This is a genomic window from Roseicyclus persicicus, assembly GCF_012395815.1.
Lineage (GTDB): Bacteria > Pseudomonadota > Alphaproteobacteria > Rhodobacterales > Rhodobacteraceae > Roseicyclus > Roseicyclus persicicus.
Genome location: NZ_JAAZQQ010000008.1, coordinates 31758 through 47919, shown reverse-complemented (window position 1 = coordinate 47919; position 16162 = coordinate 31758). Strand labels below are relative to the sequence as shown.

The 16162-nt window shown below is 61.3% G+C and carries 16 protein-coding genes; 4 read left to right on the top strand and 12 right to left on the bottom strand.

Annotated elements, in window-relative coordinates; genetic code table 11:
* Window positions 1–18: 18 nt before the first annotated feature.
* On the bottom strand, window positions 19–489 hold the full coding sequence (locus HCU73_RS18345) for a RidA family protein (RefSeq protein WP_168624927.1): 471 nt from the start codon (window positions 487–489) through the stop codon (window positions 19–21).
* A gap of 209 nt (window positions 490–698) precedes the next feature.
* On the opposite strand from HCU73_RS18345, the gene HCU73_RS18340 reads away from it, so the two are divergent.
* A complete protein-coding gene (locus HCU73_RS18340) occupies window positions 699–1427 on the top strand; it encodes a helix-turn-helix transcriptional regulator (RefSeq protein WP_168624926.1) in 729 nt (242 codons plus the stop codon).
* Between the two features lie 141 nt (window positions 1428–1568).
* Here HCU73_RS18340 and HCU73_RS18335 read toward each other — a convergent pair whose 3' ends face one another.
* On the bottom strand, window positions 1569–1973 hold the full coding sequence (locus HCU73_RS18335; protein WP_168624925.1) for a single-stranded DNA-binding protein: 405 nt from the start codon (window positions 1971–1973) through the stop codon (window positions 1569–1571).
* Between the two features lie 424 nt (window positions 1974–2397).
* On the opposite strand from HCU73_RS18335, the gene HCU73_RS18330 reads away from it, so the two are divergent.
* Complete coding sequence (locus tag HCU73_RS18330; protein WP_168624924.1) at window positions 2398–2718, top strand: H-NS histone family protein; 321 nt, start codon at window positions 2398–2400, stop codon at window positions 2716–2718.
* Between the two features lie 81 nt (window positions 2719–2799).
* A complete protein-coding gene (locus HCU73_RS18325; RefSeq protein WP_168624923.1) occupies window positions 2800–4101 on the top strand; it encodes a competence protein CoiA family protein in 1302 nt (433 codons plus the stop codon).
* A 115-nt stretch (window positions 4102–4216) separates the two neighbouring features.
* Here HCU73_RS18325 and HCU73_RS18320 read toward each other — a convergent pair whose 3' ends face one another.
* The 7 genes from HCU73_RS18320 to HCU73_RS18290 form a co-directional block, all read right to left on the bottom strand.
* On the bottom strand, window positions 4217–4381 hold the full coding sequence (locus HCU73_RS18320; RefSeq protein WP_168624922.1) for a hypothetical protein: 165 nt from the start codon (window positions 4379–4381) through the stop codon (window positions 4217–4219).
* Window positions 4382–4770: 389 nt separating this feature from the next.
* Window positions 4771–5244, bottom strand: coding sequence for a hypothetical protein (locus HCU73_RS18315; protein ID WP_168624921.1), 474 nt, complete (start codon window positions 5242–5244; stop codon window positions 4771–4773).
* Between the two features lie 100 nt (window positions 5245–5344).
* Complete coding sequence (locus HCU73_RS18310) at window positions 5345–7516, bottom strand: ParB/RepB/Spo0J family partition protein (RefSeq protein ID WP_168624920.1); 2172 nt, start codon at window positions 7514–7516, stop codon at window positions 5345–5347.
* Between the two features lie 127 nt (window positions 7517–7643).
* Entirely contained in the window at window positions 7644–8756 is a 1113-nt protein-coding gene (locus HCU73_RS18305; protein ID WP_168624919.1) for a helix-turn-helix domain-containing protein, read from the bottom strand.
* A gap of 203 nt (window positions 8757–8959) precedes the next feature.
* Window positions 8960–9889 carry a ParB/RepB/Spo0J family partition protein gene (locus HCU73_RS18300; RefSeq protein WP_168624918.1) on the bottom strand — a complete coding sequence of 310 codons (930 nt, stop codon included), beginning with the start codon at window positions 9887–9889 and terminating at the stop codon, window positions 8960–8962.
* The gene (gene repA, locus HCU73_RS18295; protein WP_168624917.1) at window positions 9879–11024 is read right to left on the bottom strand and encodes a plasmid partitioning protein RepA; all 1146 of its coding nucleotides are present in this window, start codon (window positions 11022–11024) and stop codon (window positions 9879–9881) included. The genes HCU73_RS18300 and repA overlap by 11 nt, the downstream gene beginning before the upstream one ends.
* Before the next feature lie 293 nt (window positions 11025–11317).
* On the bottom strand, window positions 11318–12202 hold the full coding sequence (locus tag HCU73_RS18290) for a recombinase family protein (RefSeq protein WP_168624916.1): 885 nt from the start codon (window positions 12200–12202) through the stop codon (window positions 11318–11320).
* A gap of 238 nt (window positions 12203–12440) precedes the next feature.
* On the opposite strand from HCU73_RS18290, the gene HCU73_RS18285 reads away from it, so the two are divergent.
* Window positions 12441–13676, top strand: a complete 1236-nt coding sequence (locus HCU73_RS18285) for a helix-turn-helix domain-containing protein (protein WP_239025636.1) — start codon at window positions 12441–12443, stop codon at window positions 13674–13676.
* An 18-nt stretch (window positions 13677–13694) separates the two neighbouring features.
* Here the strand turns inward: HCU73_RS18285 and HCU73_RS18280 are convergent, their stop codons facing one another.
* The 3 genes from HCU73_RS18280 to HCU73_RS18270 form a co-directional block, all read right to left on the bottom strand.
* Window positions 13695–14234 (bottom strand): hypothetical protein, encoded by a 540-nt coding sequence (locus HCU73_RS18280; RefSeq protein ID WP_210730708.1) that lies wholly within the window; start codon window positions 14232–14234, stop codon window positions 13695–13697.
* A 78-nt stretch (window positions 14235–14312) separates the two neighbouring features.
* Window positions 14313–15155: a helix-turn-helix domain-containing protein gene (locus tag HCU73_RS18275; RefSeq protein ID WP_168624915.1), complete on the bottom strand. Its 843-nt coding sequence runs from the start codon at window positions 15153–15155 to the stop codon at window positions 14313–14315.
* 238 nt (window positions 15156–15393) lie between these two features.
* The gene (locus HCU73_RS18270) at window positions 15394–16050 is read right to left on the bottom strand and encodes a hypothetical protein (protein ID WP_168624914.1); all 657 of its coding nucleotides are present in this window, start codon (window positions 16048–16050) and stop codon (window positions 15394–15396) included.
* Window positions 16051–16162 lie beyond the last annotated feature (112 nt).

Here is a 16162-nt window from a genome sequence, read left to right as displayed (position 1 = left end):
CCGGGTGCTTATCTGGCGCTAGTCGAGAGCGACCACCGCTTCGACCTCAAAAAGCATGGGGTCCAGTGCAAGCCTGGCAACCGGAACCAGGGTCTGAGCCGGCAGTCTGTCGCCGAACATCGCAATGACGTTCTGTGACAGCACCCCGAGCTTGGACATGTCGTGGTCGACGACGTAGATCGTAAGCTTGGCGACCTGATCTGGTCTGGCTCCGATCCCGTCCAGGGCCGCGCCAAGATTCGCATAGGCTTGTGCGACCTGCTCGGCAAAGTCGGGAGACAGCCCTCCGGTGCGGTCAAAGCCGGCCTGCCCGGAGATGTATGCCACCCGTGCATTGGCCGGTACAATCACCGCCGTGCTGTAGCCGAATTGCGTCGGATCGCCGAGGCTCGGCGGGTTGACAAGGGTCAGTTCCTGCGCGTTCGATGCAGCCGATGTTGCCATGATGAGTAGTCCTCCGATGAGTAGGTTCTTGATTGCGTTAGCCATGATTTTGTTGGTCCCTAGGCTGCTGAGATGGATCGGGATGGGGGCGACTTTGCCCACATCCGACCATAAGGTTCTGCTCAGTGCGATGCCTGAACCCCGAGGGTCCGTAGCTCGCCGTTCCATGTGAAGAAGCTCCTGTTTGCGTTTGTGAGAATCGCATAGACCGCAATAGTGCCAGTTCCTGTCACCTTTTTTGCTAAGGTGGGGCCATGAACAGTCGCATCAGACAAGACGCCATCGTGCGCACGCTCCGCCGCAATGGCACCTCCACGGTCAAGGAGCTGACCGAAGAGGTCGGCGCCTCGCGCCGCACCGTGTTGCGCGACATCAGCGCATTGCGGGATGAGGGCTACAGGATCCATTCCGACGTCGGTCGCGGTGGCGGGCTTCAGCTCGATCCGCAATCGATGCAGACGACGGCCAAGCTCTCTGTGCCCGAGGTCTTCGCCCTTCTGATCAGCGTCGCCGCCGTGCGCGCGGCGGGCAACCTGCCGTTTTCGGAACTCGCGGATGCCGGTTTGGCCAAGATCGAGAAGTCGCTGCCCGCCGACAGGGTGAAGGACCTGCGCGCCTTTCTCGGCTGTCTTCACATTGGCAGGCTTTCGCCGCTTCAGGACCTATCTGACATGGGCAAGATGGACCGAGAGCTGCTGCCAGCGTTCGAGACGGCCTTTCTCCAACGCGAGTTCCTTCGCTTTGATTATCGCGATGCGAAGGGTCGAACTTCACGGCGGGAAGTTGAACCGCAAGCGATGCTGATCTTGCCGCCGCTTTGGTATCTTGTTGGATGGGATCCAGACCGTGGGGAATTCCGTCATTTCCGGATGGACCGGATCAGGCATCCGGAGACCGTTGCGGGAACAAGCTTTCGCCGCCGCCACGTGCCGTTCGAAGATGATGTCTGCCCCTACAGTGAATTGCAGAAGAACGCCCGATAGTGGCCCGCGCGGGAAACACAGCGCTGACCAGCAAGGTGGCATCTGAGTCATTTCTTCAACGGTCGCAAACGTCGGCTCTGGGCCGAGAACGACAGAACCCGGCGGGTTTCCCCGCCGGGCCAGAGGGGGAGATGCCGTTCCTCAGAACGGGATCTCGTCGTCGCGGTCGACCAGCTCGGGGTTTTCGTTCTCGGCCGATTTCGGGCGGCTCAGGAAGTCGACCTTCTCGGCGATGATCTCGCAGCCGTAGCGGTCAGTGCCGGTGGCGTCGGTCCACTTCGTGTAGTGGATGCGCCCGTGGACGAGGACCTTCATGCCCTTTTCGCAATGCTCCGCGACCGTCTTGCCAAGACCGTTGAAGCAGGTGATGCGGTGCCATTCGGTGTCCATGACCCGGTAGCCGTTCTCGTCGCGCAGGACGCGACCTTCCGAGAGGCGGGGGCGGGAGGTGGCGAGGCTGAAGTTGGTGATCTTGGTGCCGCCCTGGGTGGTGCGGACTTCGGGGGTCTGACCGATGTTGCCGGCGAGGATGACGATGTTCTGCATGGTAAGCTCCTGTGTGTCCTGTCTTCGGGACCGTCCCTTCGACAAGACCCGGAAAAAGCCCGTCGGGTGACGCGTGCACGGTGGACGGAACGGACGCCGGAAACCCCCAGAGGATCGGGGTGGAGCGGGCAGCCCCGAAGGGGAAACACGGCCCGGACTGACGCGGGGTTGCGCGCAGGAGCCCGAACGGGATTAGGGATTGTCAGTCGAAGGGATGGCCCAGGAGACAGAGATGCGCGGGGAGCCCAGGCCAGACCCTGTCACCTTGCCCATCGGAGAAGCCTGACCCCCAGTTAAGCAACTCACTGGCGACGACGGCGGCGATCACCAGCCTTTGCCACCCCTGCCCTTGCCTTCCGGGAGTTGCGGTGCGTTGCCGCGACGGGCTATCGATACCGGGAAATTCAGGACACGGACCGCATCAATGGCTGATTACGATCTCGAGGCACTGTCGCTCAGCGAGCTGAAGAAAATGCAGAAGGACGTCGCCAAGGCGATCTCCACATTCGAGGATCGGCAGAAGGCGGAAGCCCGCGCCAAGGTGGAAGCTCTCGCCCGGGATCTAGGCTACTCTCTGGCCGAACTTGTCAGCACCGAGAGGAAATCCTCCCGTGCGCCTGCAGCGGCAAGATACCGGCACCCTGAGAACCCGGCACTCACCTGGTCCGGCCGGGGACGCAAACCGCAGTGGTTCGTGGACGCACTGGCTGCTGGGAAGACGGCTGGTGAACTGGCAATCAGCTGAGGGCATCCAGCACGTGAAAATGCACGGTCCCGTTATTCATGCAAGACACATGAGACTTAAAAACGCTAAACAAAAGGGACCATGGATCGCGAGCCACGTCGGATAATCGAAGAAGCAATTTTTGAGAACTTGGGTCCTTTGTCGACCCGTGAACTTATTTTGATGCCCCGCAGTCGATGGGAGAGTTTAAGGGCGGGCATCACTGATCATCGGAACGGGAAAAAAGGCCTGGTTGCCAGATGCGTCGCTTGTGGTGGGCAGGTCTATATTACAACTTCCCACGGGCGTCCTTTGTTTGCCCACTATCAAGGTTCTGATCCTTGGTGTCCTTGGTATTCTGGTCGAAACATGCGCCCGGATGACGCTCGGGCCGCACAATATCGCGGTAAGCAAGAGTCAGACATGCATCGCCGAATGTGTGAACTCATCGCTGAACTTGCGGGTTTGGACGAGCGCGTCGAAAGCACGAGGGTCGACGAGTATCTACCGCCAACGGAAAGTGCGCACGGGCGCTATCCGGATGTTCTTGTTCAATGGCGTGATTTTGGACAGTTCGCCATCGAATACCAGATGTCGCACACCTTCCAGACCGAAGTCTCCCAGAGATGCATACACTATGACCGTGAAGGCATACCGCTGCTTTGGGTGTTGTCATCCTTCGATGCCGAGCACGTGCCACAGGCCGTATCGGACGTAATTCATCGGCACCGGGGCAATGCATTCGTAATGGATCAGAAAGCAGTCAACGCATCGCGTGAGCAACGCACGCTCGTTCTTACATGCCATATGTCGAACGGCGTGACCTACGACAAGCCTGTCTTGATTCGGTTCGACGCTCTGAGATTTCCTAAAATCCAACTTCCCTATTTAGAAGATCGACTTACGGGGCCATTGCTAGAACAAATAAAATTGAAACGGTTACCCTACTTCCATGCTTTGCGAGCATGGGGAGATAGGATGAAAAACCTGCCACTGTCTGAACTTGAACCGTTCACAGAACGGCAGCGTGTGGACCGTCTAGTCGCTGCAGCGTTTTCTATTGTTGCCGAGGCGGCTGGTAAGCCTGAAAACTTCGCGAGCGATCATCCAAATATTCGGGCGATGCTGAACACTTTCCAAAACTCGGGGTCATTGGCAAGATATGCACGACTGCTTACGACGCTGATCAAAAACACGTCGCAACGCGACCTGCTAAGGGGCAAGGTGGGAGAACACCTACAACGTTCGATCACCGGTCACAGGCTTGGCCATGTCGAACAGGTTGATGAACAAGCTCCGGAGTGGCAGCTGTTGCGCGAGCTACTGCCGGAAGCGCTAGATCCCTTCATACGGCGGCAGTTGGTCGATGCAGGAGCCCTGCCTCGTTGGGCGTCAGAACCATAGGTCGTGCCACAAACGCCACGTTTCTGGCGCGTGTTGATCAAACTGGTCAACCGGCGAAGGACCCGTTCGAGGCCGCTGCCTGGACGCCGAGCCCTGAGCAAAAGAACCGTGGGCATCATGCCCACGGATCGACTTCACCGACCACTTGAACCTCGTCGCCGTCGATTTCATCGGCGGGGACGGCGCCGAAGGTCCCATCCCCTGCCTGGAAGACGACGATCGAGACCATGAGCGTGGCGGCAAGGGAGGCGGCGAAGGCGTGAGCATCTTTGCGGGACATCTGTTTGGCTCCTGTCTTGGAGGCGGGGGACCATCCCCCGCGCGACAGGACCCCGCAGGCCCGAAGACTGGCTGACATCACCGGGTGCGTTCGGCTCGCCCGAATCCACCCGGCGGCACGGGCTTGCCCGTAGTCCGACCCCTCGCGGGTTGATCTCTAAGACAGGATTCGGGGCAAGGAAGGGAATGGCGAGCGGGGGATGGACCCCCAACGTCAGGAGCCGATTGTCCCGCTGATGCGTGGAACGCCGCCAGCCTCCCGGCCAAGCTCTTGGTTGAAGACCTCCGTATTTTTGGGATGAAACCTTTGGCGTCCCGCGACGTCGCGGGACGAGGGTGTGGTCGGTGAGGGGCCTGCCGGAGGGCAGGCCCCTCACGCCTTGTCAGGGCTCAGGCGGCCAGGCCCACGCCCCCTGCCCTCTCGCCGTCCTCGTCACTGACGATCTCGAGGCGAGCGTTGCGATAGCCCTCCCGTGCGATCCAGAGCTCCGCCGCTGTGACGGACTCCGCAAGATGCAGCAGCTCGGTGTTGCCACCGAAGTCCAGCAGCACGCGGACCTGCCCCAGCTTTGGTTCCTCGGCGACCTCGAAGACCAACCGGCTGTCCGCCGAATGGCTGCGCATGATTGTGACGAGGATGACCCCGTCCGAGGAGAAATTCCCCTCGTGCAGCGTGAAGGAGGCCGGAGCGGTCCAGGTCGGATAGACCCGGGGCGGCTCCTTCTTCACCAGACGGCCGGCGCCGTTCGAACGCTCCCAGGCGGCGAGCTTCTTGGTCAAGCGTGCCGGCGGCTTGGGACTGCCGTCGGTGTAGCGGATCAGTGCCCCGAGGGGGGCTGTGTCGATGATGGTTGTTGCAGACATGATTCCTCATCCCGAATGCGAGCGTTCGCATTCATCATATTGATATTGCTGTATTTTATGAGAGTGAGGGCGGGTTTGCCCGCCCCCCGGATGGCTCAGATCACTCTGCCGCCATCATCGACGCATCGCTGTCCGGCAGATCGGCCGTCAGGAAGGCCGGGAGATCGACGTCCTCGGGCTGACCCGCGTGCTCCCCCCGCCCTTCTGCAATCTCCTCGCCGTCGTCCACCGCCAGATCAGCGCGGCGCAGGACCTCGGGCAACCAGCCGCTGCCCTTGAGGAGCCGTTCGGCCTCAGTCGCCATCTCGCCCTTCTTCAGGTGATCGAGAAGCTGCGCAGTCCCCTCCCCCTTCGCCTCGCGGACGGCGTCGAGGATCCGAGCCTTGGGCACACGGTTGAGGTAGCCATCGACGGTCGGCTCCCAACCCGCCTCGACCATGTCGAGATCGACCGCGCGGGCCACCAGATCTGCATGAGCCATGCGGCGGGTCAGGCCGCTGGCGGTGATGCCCGCACCATAGGGGTTCACCTTTTCGTGGAGCGCGTTGATCCCGAAGCTGAGGCAATGCGCCAGCAGAGCCAAACGGCTGCCCTGATCGAGAACGGTCAGATAGTCCCAGAGCGCCGCGTCATCGCCGAGGGGCAGAACGGCCTCCCACGCCGCGTGACGCTCATCGACCAGCTTGGCCACCACGCTGTCCTTCAGATCGGGCGCTTGAGCCGACATATAGACGTGGCGCACCGAGGCTTCGAGGCAGCTGCCCGTCGCAGAGGAGGTTCGGAAGGTGTCCGTCACCAGCTTCAGGAGCAGGAGCGTCAGCGCGACGTCTGGCGACCGCCCGATGGCTTCGCGCAGTGCGAGGGTCCGGTGGGCCGTCAGTTCCATGACCAGCCGCTCGGGCAGCGGCTTGAGCGCACCGTCATCTTCCTCATCGGACGGATCCGCCCCGATCTGCTGCCCCCCCGAAGTGATGGCGGTGCTTCTGGCGGAGGTCGCCGACGGTTTCCAGCTGGAACCACCGACATCATCCCCCTGCCCCATGGCATCCGCAGCATCACCATCATGGACCGCGGTCTCCTCGCGCGGCTCGTCGTCGGGCCGGACATAGCCACGGTAGACCGCGAGGCTGCCGTTGCGATCCAGCGTGACGAAGACGCCCGCGCGCGCGATCTCGGCCTCATCGTAGATCAGCGGCCGCTGCTCAAGCGCCTCCATTGCCATCTCGAGCTGACCGAGCCGCGCATCGATCTCTTCGGGGTATTCGTCCTGGCCGGAGTATTCCTCTTCCAGCGCACGATACTCGGCGAGGAGCGTCGCATGGGCCGCGCTTTCCTCGTCGGTCATGGGCGCGGGATCACCGGCCAGACGCCGCAGACCGTGGCTGTAGCCATAGGGCAGGTCGGTCGCCACCTCGATCCACTTCCAGCCCTCGGAGGAAAGCGCCTCGGCTTCTGCCTGGAGCCTATCGGCGACCAGCCGGTCGAGGAGGGCAGGGTCCTCCAGCCAACCGCCGTCATCGCCCTGGAAGAGATCGCGCAGCACGACACCGCCCGCCGCCTCATAGGCATCGACACCCACGAAGACCGCGCGACGATCCGAGGCCCGGACCGAGGTTTCCGTCAACATGCGCCGGATGGCATAAGGCTCTTTGTTCCAGGAGTTCTTCACCGCATCCCAGACCTGTTCCTGACGCGCGTGGTCCGGATTCACCGTAAAGGCCATCAGCTGTTCCAGCGTCATGCCATCCTCGGCATAGACCTCGAGCAGGGCAGGGGTTACGGAGGCGAGTTTCAGGCGCTGCTTCACGATCTGAGGCGTGACGAAAAAGGCTGCCGCGATCGCTTCCTCGCCCTGACCTTTCTCACGCAGAGCCTGAAACGCACGGAACTGGTCGAGCGGATGCAAGGCGACGCGCTGCATGTTCTCCGCCAGCGAGTCGTCCTCGGCGAGGATCTCCGACGTAGCATCCCGCACGATGCAGGGGATCGGCGCCGTCTTCGCCAGCCGCTTCTGCTTTACCAGCAGCGACAGCGCCTGGAAGCGACGACCGCCGGCCGGGATCTCGAACATCCCGGTCTCGACGCCATCTGCATCAAGCACGGGCCGGACGTTCAGGCTCTGCAGGAGCCCGCGCCGCCCGATGTCCTCGGCCAGCTCTTCCACCGAAACGCCTGCCTTGATGCGCCGCACGTTGGACTGGCTCAGCACGAGCTTGTTGAAGGGGATGTCCCGCGATGGGGACAGGACGACGTTCTGGGCAACTTTCGCCATCAGATCTTCTCCACGACGGTCGCCGGAAGCCACTCTCCCGATCTCACCTCCCGTCACCCCTCAAACCCCCAGCCTTTTCCTCTCTTCGTCCGTCTTGACCGCGGTCAAGACGTGCAAGTTGGATGCTCTATGCCTTCATGATCGTTTCAAAGTATGCCTCGGGCTGCCTGATCGCTTCGCCTTTTCCCAACAGGTAGTCCAAGATCAGCAAAAGCCGTCCAGCCCCAGCTTTCTGAAGACCACGCATCAGTTTTTCTTGGCGTATTCTAAGCAATCGACCGATGTCGAAGAGAACGCGGTTGAGGGCTTCGCTTGTTCGCGGCGGGTCTGGGAAGAAGTCCGCGACATGTGAAAAGTCCGTCCACGCCATTTTTGCAGGGTCCCGGTTCATGGTCGCTGCCCCAACGCTTTGGAAAGCGTTGGTCTGCCTCACCTGCGTTTCTTTCTTTATATGTTCTTTTTTTACAGACTCTATCTGCCGGTCATTTTGTCCGTTCTTGGCGGACATTTCGCTCGCGCACTCACGGCCGAGGGTTTGGTCTTGCGATTGCTCTCGGTCCGCACGGGTGTTTGAATCGTGGCACTCTCCGTAGCTCGGCTTGGCGTTGGCTCCGAGCTCGCGGAGACCAGCGATGATTTGCAAGACTGTGTCGGCAGTCAGGGTTGCTCGACGAAGCAGGTTTCGGATCGTTTCAAGTGAAGCCCGCCGTGCGTCATGGAGTTGTTCGTCCTGTAGGAGGGACGCGCGCAGCGCCAGGGCTTCTGCCTTGAGGGAGCGCAGGCGTTCACGCTCTTCCATGACCTTCGATGCTCTGGCCGCAAGAGCGTCGTGGCTCTGCATTAGCGGACCCAAGTCGATCCCAAACGCATCCCTGATGATCCCACCGTAGCGGAGAGGGAAGCGTTTCCCGTTCGCTGAACTCTTTCGCTGGATGAGTCCCGCAGCCTCAAGGCGCCCCAGGCAGCGGCGAAGCGTTCTTTCATCGATGCCGTTTGCGCGCTCTGATAAGGAGGCGTTGGAAGGGAACACAACGGTCAGCTTGCACTGTGTTTCACCAGAGTTTGGGCTCTGATCGCGCGGAATAAAGCTGATGAGCGCTGTCAGCACGGTGACGTCGTTGCTCGTCAGGTTCAGGTCTTTCCGAAGAACCCGCACCGGCCCCAGAAGCTCGTAGGGGTTAGGGCAGGCAATAGCTGGTTGTTCCGCCAAGGCGGTTCGTGCTTGAGTGACATGTCTCATGGTGTTTCGGAAGAAAAAGCTTCCCCGTTCACCGCGAGCGGTGTTGAACTCGATTCGTTTTGGGGGTATCAATCAGGTGTCGAGACTGATTGAGGCCCTTCGGAAGCACCGCTTTCGGGGGGTCTTTCCTTTTCTAGCCGTTCCTCCTTTCGTTTTCTGCTCGTTGCTCTTGATGTCTTGACCGCGGTCAAGACACGGGGTCGTCACTTTGGGCCGTCTTGACCGCGGTCAAGAAGCTCTCCGATCAGCTTTCGGACGGCCTCTTCGACGCGTGGGGCAAGATCAGCGTCCACATCGATAGTGATGCGATTGCCTTTGCGGCCGATCTTCACGCGCTCACCTGGCTCAGCCTTGGGCGGAGTTGTCTTGGTGGCCGTGAGCAGCGTAACCGCTGCGTCAAGCCGCTCTGGGCCAGGCAAGCTACGGGGGATTTCGCGGGCGACTTCCTTGGCTCTCGAGACGTCCTTCTCGCACAGCCTGAAAAGCTTCTCCCAGACCCGCCGACCAACGCCATGTGCTGGTCCGATGGCCTGGATCAGCTCCATCGGAATGCCCGTCGCGATACGGTTCATCCGAGAGACGAGAGACTCATCGATCTGGAGTGCCCGATAGGCGATGGTCTGGGCGTTCTTGCGCGTCTCGTCTGTTTTCCCAAGTTCTCGAATGATGCCGGCGACGAACAAAGCCCTCTCGATAAACGAGGGGTCTTGGCGGGCATTGTTCTCCACGCCCTGGGCGATCAGTGCTTCCTCTTCGGTCATTTCCATGACCGTGGCGCGCACCTTCTGACCAAGTTCACGACAGGCGAGAAGCCTGCGGCGCCCATAGACGATCTCAAGTGCGCCATCTTGGGTTCGGCGGACGAGAATGGGAACCTTTTGCCCATGCTCCCGGATCGAGGACACAAGTTCCTCGAGGCCATCGCTCGGATCGATACGGTCCATGACCGCGGACATCCGCACGGTGCTCGGGTCGATCAGGCGCGTGGCGTGTTTGTCTTCCTCGAGCACGGATGCTTGCGCACGAGCGACTGTCGGGCTCGTACGTTTGAGATCAAGATCCACGTCCTCTTCTGCGGTCGCGGCATTGCCCATCGCGTTCTTGAGGGAATCTCCGAAGACCTTACGCGCCATGGCTACGCCCCCATGCCTTTAGGATTTCGCGTTCGACTTCGTCGGTCACGCGTGAAACGGACTCGATCGCACGCTCGTATGTTCTGCGGTTCACGTCGCGAGGTTCGACCTCAAAGATGCTCTGCTGCGTATTGGCGGCATCACCTACCGCTGTCGACTTCAGGAACTCGGCTGGGAGGACCGCATCGCCAAGGACCGTCCGAAGCAGAGACGAGATTTGGACCTGTGGACCATCGGTATTCTCGTAGCGGGTGATCAGCACCCGCACGAAGTTTAGACCGTGTTCGGGAGCGTGCGCCTCGACGACGCCCATCAGGTTGCTTGCCATACCGAGGAAGCTTGCTAGGGACATGACATCAAGCATGGACGCGTTGAGCGGGATCAGGACCCCGGTGGAAGCAAAGAGGGCAGAGATCACCGAGAAGTTCAGCTGCGGCGGGGTGTCGAAGATCACCACGTCATATCTGTCTAGGACAGGCTCAAGTGCTTCGCGGATCCGGCTGTGGAACGTGGTGGCTCCGTGCCTGAAGCTCAAAGCGACCTCAAACTCGTACTCCATGATGTCCATGGAGGCGGGGATAAGGTCGACCGTCGGGAAGTTCGTTTTGCGAATGATTTCGGAGGCGGGCAGGGGACCTTCCGACCGGATCAGATCGTAGGAGGTCGGCATGTCCGGATCGAGTTCAGGAGTCACCCCAAACAGGTTTGTCAGACTTGCCTGGCTGTCGAGGTCGATAAGCAGGACCCGATAGCCGCGAAGGCCCAGTAGCTGACCAACATGAGCTACGGTCGACGTTTTTGCAGATCCGCCCTTCAGGTTGAAGATTGTCACGACCTGGCATGGTTCGCCGGCTCTTCTGTGAGGGTGCTCATCGGGCTTGATCCTGCCCGTCTCAAGAAGGACGCGTTGGGCCTCGACCATTTCCTCGGCAGAGAAACTGCGGCGGTTGCCACCCTCGAGTATACCTTCGGGAAAGCCGTCGAGGTTTGACACATGGTGGCGGAAGGTGTTCTGGTTGAGCCGTAGGAGATCGGCCGCTTCCCGCATCGCGAAGCGGCGGAGGCCCTTCTGGGCATCCGGTGGAAAAGTCTCCTGAGCATGTTCTCGCAAGCGACTACCAAGCCGCTTGGACATGACATCGAATCTTTGAGAGGCTCGTATCCCGCTCATCACTGCCCTCAAGTCTTTATTGTTTTGTAGACCTTAACAGTTTTGGAGATTAAATCCAGCCCGAACTGTTGAACGGCCTAGGGGCGTTGAGGCGGCCTATTTCTGACGAGATAAAGCTGTTAAGTATCAATGCTTTGGGCGACCTCGTTCGTAGGTCACTTCAACAGTTCGTGGCCCGTGATGTCGTGGCCACAACATGTATTGTGGACGCCTACGTAGCGACGATCTTCAGAATCGCACGGTCGATTCCCGCAACTTCAATCAAGCAACCCCAGCCTCTCAGCCCGTTCCAACTGCATCTTCACGGATGACGGCTGCCAGCTGGTCCGCCCACGCGGCGTCCGCTCCCGCATTTTCTCGAGCCTGTTGCAGATTTCTTGCAGCGTAATCTCCGGGTTCGCGCCCTTGATGCCGGCAACGATGGCCGGCAAGCGGTCGTCGGTATCGCGGCGACCGGCACGGCCCAACACGGTTTCGTCCAAGAACCCATCCCGCACATACGCGTTCACAGCGCGGAGCAATCGGCTTTGCGTCCACTGGCGCTCGCGGGGCAGGGGGCCGTTGACGATACGCAGCACGTCCTCCCAGGCCATGTCGGGCCGCAGGCGGCGCACATGCGGAACCCAGTCCTGCGCCGTCTCGTTCAGCCGCTCCATGTAGCCGTCCTGCCGCGCCAGCCGCACCTTGCGCAACGCCGCGGGATCGCGGGCGCGCAAGCCCGGGTTGCCGCCGATCCGGCCCTTGCTGCGCGCCGAGGCCAGCCCCGCCTTGGTGCGTTCGCGGATCAGGGCGCGCTCGAACTCGGCCGCGGCGCCGAGAACTTGCAGGGTGAACTTGCCCTGCGGCGAGGACGTGTCGATCGGATCGGTCAGAGAGCGGAAGAAGGCACCTTTCGCCTCCAGCCGCTCGATCACCTCCAGCAGATGCGAGAGGGACCGCGCCAACCGGTCGATGCGCACCACGACCAGCGTATCGCCCTTACCAATCCGCTCGAGCACGCGGGCCAGCACGGGCCGTGCGCGGTTGCCGCCAGAGGCCTGCTCCTCGTGGATCTCGACGCAGCCCGCGGATTTCAGGGCCTGCGACTGGGGCAGGGGGGTCTGATCCTCGGTCGAGACCCTAGCGTAACCTATCAGGGGCATCAAAAAACGCTTTTTTCAGTTTTCGGTATCGCCAATAAACGACCGTTTGTGAACGCGCGCAAGGGGTGTGTCTCTCGGCGCGCTTAGTTCGGGAAGCCTTGTATTTATGGGCCTAAGCCCACGAGAGGTGCTCCAGCGCGATCAAGAAGACAGGATCCTCGGGCGCCTCTATAGTAGATGAGAAAGCCACCCCTTAAACTTCATCGTCAAGCGCGCATAATGTCCGTATAATGCGCGCATGAACCGATTGCGCCAAACATACATGGACGACGGCGGGGTGCCTCTCGAAGACTTGGAGGCGTCCGAGGACCGGGAAGACGCTGACCTCTGGTTCCTGCCAGGGCCGATGGAGGTCGAACCGGATTACCTGCCTCCCGGACCTGCACCTGAGCCGAAGGAATCCGATGTTGTCGATGCCTGGCGCGCGGCCGAGGCAGGGCAGGCGGCGCAGCTCGCCCGTGTTGCTGCGCGCCTGGGGATCCTCGGTGAACGCCTGCGCCGCGGCCCGGCTGGCTGGCGGCAACGGCTCGCCCTGATCGAAGCCGCGGATCTCAGCTGGCTCACGCAAGACCGGATCGGCCTTGACCGGCTTTCGCTTTACATGGCGCTGCGGGTTTCGACCGTAACGGATGATGCGCAGGCGCTGTACCGGATCGGCTGGACCGTGCGGCGGCTGACCGGCGGACCCGCGCCGTTGGCGCGTCGGTCAGGTGTGGGCGACCTCGAAACCTTCCTTGGTCGGCGTGCCCGTTCGGGGCAGGGGGAGCGTCTCGACGAGGCTAAGGCTCCCTTGCGCATGGTCGAGATGGCAGAGCGGGAAGCCTTCGATGACCGGGCCGCCGGATGGCTCGCGATGATGGATCAGGCCGAAGACCTTCACCCCGTAGCGCGGGCCTGCATGGGTTTTCATCTCTGGCACGTCGCGGAGCTTTCACCGGTCGATGACCCGCTGGAGGCCGCAGTGACGGCTGCGCGTGTCGCGATCGCCGATCTCGCGCCGTCGGGGATCGCGCCCGGCGCGATCTTCGCCCCCATTGCCATGGGCGGGGGAGGGGGCTTCCGCGCGAGCGGTGATCCGCCCACCCGATTGGCGCGCTGGCTGAACGCAATGGAAGGTGCCACCTTCGCTGCTCTGCGCAGGCTGGAGCAGATCGAGGCTTGGGCGGCGAATGCGGAGCGCGTAATGGCGCCGCTGTCAGGCAAGACGCCGCCGATGCTGCGGGATCTCTTCACAAGCTGGCCGCTGGTCTCAGTACAGATGGCCGAGAAACTGACCGGCGCGCATCGGGCAACGGTTCAGCGCAACATCGACTGGATGGAGGAGCGGGGCCTGATCCGGGAGGTCACGGGGCAGGGGCGCTATCGCATGTGGCGGATCGTCGAGACGCGCGCGACAGAGGCAAGGTCGACCTCTGATCGAAATGATGGGCTGTCGGCTGAGGATATCTACGACGTGCTGGCCGCGCGCCGATGACACCCGGATACGTGCCTGTCAGGCGTCTGCATCCCGCAGCTCCCGCAGAGCAGCGAGGTAGCGGTTCATGCGGCGCATGTCCTTTTCGGTCAGCGCCGTTAGTCGCGACGCATTCAGGTTGTCGAGGATGTCGGCAGTCTTGACCCGACGCGCAATCTTGTTGCCCTTGGCGCGCCGAACGAAGGCCACGTAGACAGCCTCGCTGTCGCCTTCATCCTCGGGCCGCTTCGTGACGAGGCGCAAGGCGTCGAGCACAGTCGGCGAGAACCCTTCCTTTTCCAAGCGCTGGAATGTCCAGCCGGGGCCGTCCTCGACGACGTCCTGCAGGACGCCCACGATCCGTTCGTCCTCGGTCTCCAATGAGATCATCACCCGGAGTGGATGGAGTAGATACGGCGCACCGGCCTTGTCGGTTTGTTCCCGATGGGCTTCTGCAGCGATTTCGATGGCGCGTTGAAGGTTCAATGGCTTCTCCTGGTGCATGAATGTGATCGTGACCACTCGGTCGAAAATATAGCGAGATGGTATTCGCACGATGTCCATCCGCTCAACGCCCATGCGTTCGATACCTGAAGGAAATCCTCTCTGGTCTATGGCGTGAGCCGGTATAGGCGGTGTCGCAGGAGCACCGCGAAGTCATCGCGAAATCTCGCCGGCCATCACGGCCTTCCCATGAACGGCGAGCGTCGCGGTGAATCTTGGACAGCCGAACTGTCGGATGACGTCCAGGACACGTGCGTCGTAGGCTGCTTGTCCGATGATGCGACACAGATCTGACGCGTGAAACTGCCGGTTGCCGCTGGGTGCGGCTTTGATCTGAGCGAGCAACACCCGCTCACGTGGGTCAGCTGCCTGTTGCGGAGTTGGCGCTTCCGTTGGTCGGCTTTCCGAACCGGGTGAGGTTCGCCATCGGCGCATGAACCCGAGAAGATAGCCGGCGGGAACCCTGTCGTTCCCGCGAGCTCGGTTGAAGGCAAGGAATCGGTCCCAGATCACCTGCGTGTCGACGTTCCAGCAGGGCAGGGCCCTCTTCGCAGCTTTGATCAACTCCGCCCAACACGTCTGGAAGACGTTTGATACCTCAGAAATAGTGATCTGTCCCGAGAAAATAGTTTTGTTATTTCTTTCTCTAGATAGTGATGTGTCGCCTGTGCCTGACGCAACATCCTGATCGCCGTCCTCAGTATCGAAGGCCGTAAAGCGGAAGAGCCAGGGCGCGAATTTGCCGTTGGGCTTGTCGCGTCTCAGCTCCAGCTCAGACGCCTCGAGTTCAGACAGCAGCTCGGTCAGGTACTGGCGCGAGATGCCCATCTTGGATGCCAAGTCGGCCAGGGTGAAGGCGGCCGTGCCCCGCGGCAGTCCGTTGTAACCCTCCTTCCACGCTATGGCGTCGAGGATGACGGTCGCCAGCTTGTGGGCGGAAACGGACAGATCTGTCTGAGTGATCCGCCTCAGGATCAGGCCGGTCGTGGGTTCCATGGTCGGTGTCTCCTGTGAGAGACGACCCCATGCCGAGAGCAAACAACATTCTTGCCAGCAAAACAACTTTGCTGGTTGCGGCGGTTCGGACAGTGCGCTAGAAGATCCTTGTTCACGGGTTCTTCTAGTGCGGCGTCAGGCTTTTCGGTCTGGCGTCGTTTCCCTTATTGGGTTCGGTGCACAGTCACAGGTGCAAGATGATTGGGTGCGGACCTGCCTCCGGCAGGCCCGGGCAAGTTCAGTAGCGGACCTCTTCGAAGCCGTAGTTCCCTTCATGATCCCGCCAGTCGACGAAGACCGAGCGGTAGCTGACCCAGTTACAGTGCCCGGTGTTGGGCAGCTGTGATGCGGGCGGGACCTGGGCAACACTCGACCGTGTCCATCGATAGTCACCCTGCACCCCATACGAACCGAGGCGGGTGTTGTCGTAACGGTTGCAATCGCCATCCCGGTTTTCGCGTTGGCTGAACTGGATGTGAAAGACACGGATGCTGCGGACGAAGTCGAAGGCGTCGCCCGAAATATCGATGTCGGCCTGCTCGTCTGACTGGACTTGGACCAGGGGCAGGGGAGCTTGCGGTACGCTGGCCTGAGGCGCCTCCCGGACGCCGATGTCGTAAAGGCGTTCCATCGGCGAGAGCGGGGCAGGGGCGTTGAACGACGCCCCCATCGGGCAACGCCAGATCTGCAAGGGTGGCTCGATCGGCCAGGGTGTGATCCTGCGGATGAAGACCGCGCGCGCATGGGCACAGGGTGCCGATGCCGGCCAGCCGCCCGCGAGACAGAGCAGAATGGCGCAGTCGACCTGGTAGGCTTGCGCCGACTCGACCGAACCGACGAGGCTCGATACTGTGATGGCCGCAGCAGCTGCTGCGGTCCGGACCTTGTGATTCATTACGCCGACTCCAGCTATAATGGTGCGGCGATACAAAACAACACTAACGATAGCAAGCGGATTTGATTGATCGCGCGCACCCTGGGCACATCACGCCCCGAACGTAAGGGGC

Coding starts and splice junctions, on each gene's coding strand:
- HCU73_RS18345 (WP_168624927.1), bottom strand. CDS start 489: ATGGCTAACGCAATCAAGAACCTACTCATCGGAGGACTACTCATCATG.
- HCU73_RS18340 (WP_168624926.1), top strand. CDS start 699: ATGAACAGTCGCATCAGACAAGACGCCATCGTGCGCACGCTCCGCCGC.
- HCU73_RS18335 (WP_168624925.1), bottom strand. CDS start 1,973: ATGCAGAACATCGTCATCCTCGCCGGCAACATCGGTCAGACCCCCGAA.
- HCU73_RS18330 (WP_168624924.1), top strand. CDS start 2,398: ATGGCTGATTACGATCTCGAGGCACTGTCGCTCAGCGAGCTGAAGAAA.
- HCU73_RS18325 (WP_168624923.1), top strand. CDS start 2,800: ATGGATCGCGAGCCACGTCGGATAATCGAAGAAGCAATTTTTGAGAAC.
- HCU73_RS18320 (WP_168624922.1), bottom strand. CDS start 4,381: ATGTCCCGCAAAGATGCTCACGCCTTCGCCGCCTCCCTTGCCGCCACG.
- HCU73_RS18315 (WP_168624921.1), bottom strand. CDS start 5,244: ATGTCTGCAACAACCATCATCGACACAGCCCCCCTCGGGGCACTGATC.
- HCU73_RS18310 (WP_168624920.1), bottom strand. CDS start 7,516: ATGGCGAAAGTTGCCCAGAACGTCGTCCTGTCCCCATCGCGGGACATC.
- HCU73_RS18305 (WP_168624919.1), bottom strand. CDS start 8,756: ATGAGACATGTCACTCAAGCACGAACCGCCTTGGCGGAACAACCAGCT.
- HCU73_RS18300 (WP_168624918.1), bottom strand. CDS start 9,889: ATGGCGCGTAAGGTCTTCGGAGATTCCCTCAAGAACGCGATGGGCAAT.
- repA (WP_168624917.1), bottom strand. CDS start 11,024: ATGTCCAAGCGGCTTGGTAGTCGCTTGCGAGAACATGCTCAGGAGACT.
- HCU73_RS18290 (WP_168624916.1), bottom strand. CDS start 12,202: ATGCCCCTGATAGGTTACGCTAGGGTCTCGACCGAGGATCAGACCCCC.
- HCU73_RS18285 (WP_239025636.1), top strand. CDS start 12,441: ATGAACCGATTGCGCCAAACATACATGGACGACGGCGGGGTGCCTCTC.
- HCU73_RS18280 (WP_210730708.1), bottom strand. CDS start 14,234: ATGGGCGTTGAGCGGATGGACATCGTGCGAATACCATCTCGCTATATT.
- HCU73_RS18275 (WP_168624915.1), bottom strand. CDS start 15,155: ATGGAACCCACGACCGGCCTGATCCTGAGGCGGATCACTCAGACAGAT.
- HCU73_RS18270 (WP_168624914.1), bottom strand. CDS start 16,050: ATGAATCACAAGGTCCGGACCGCAGCAGCTGCTGCGGCCATCACAGTA.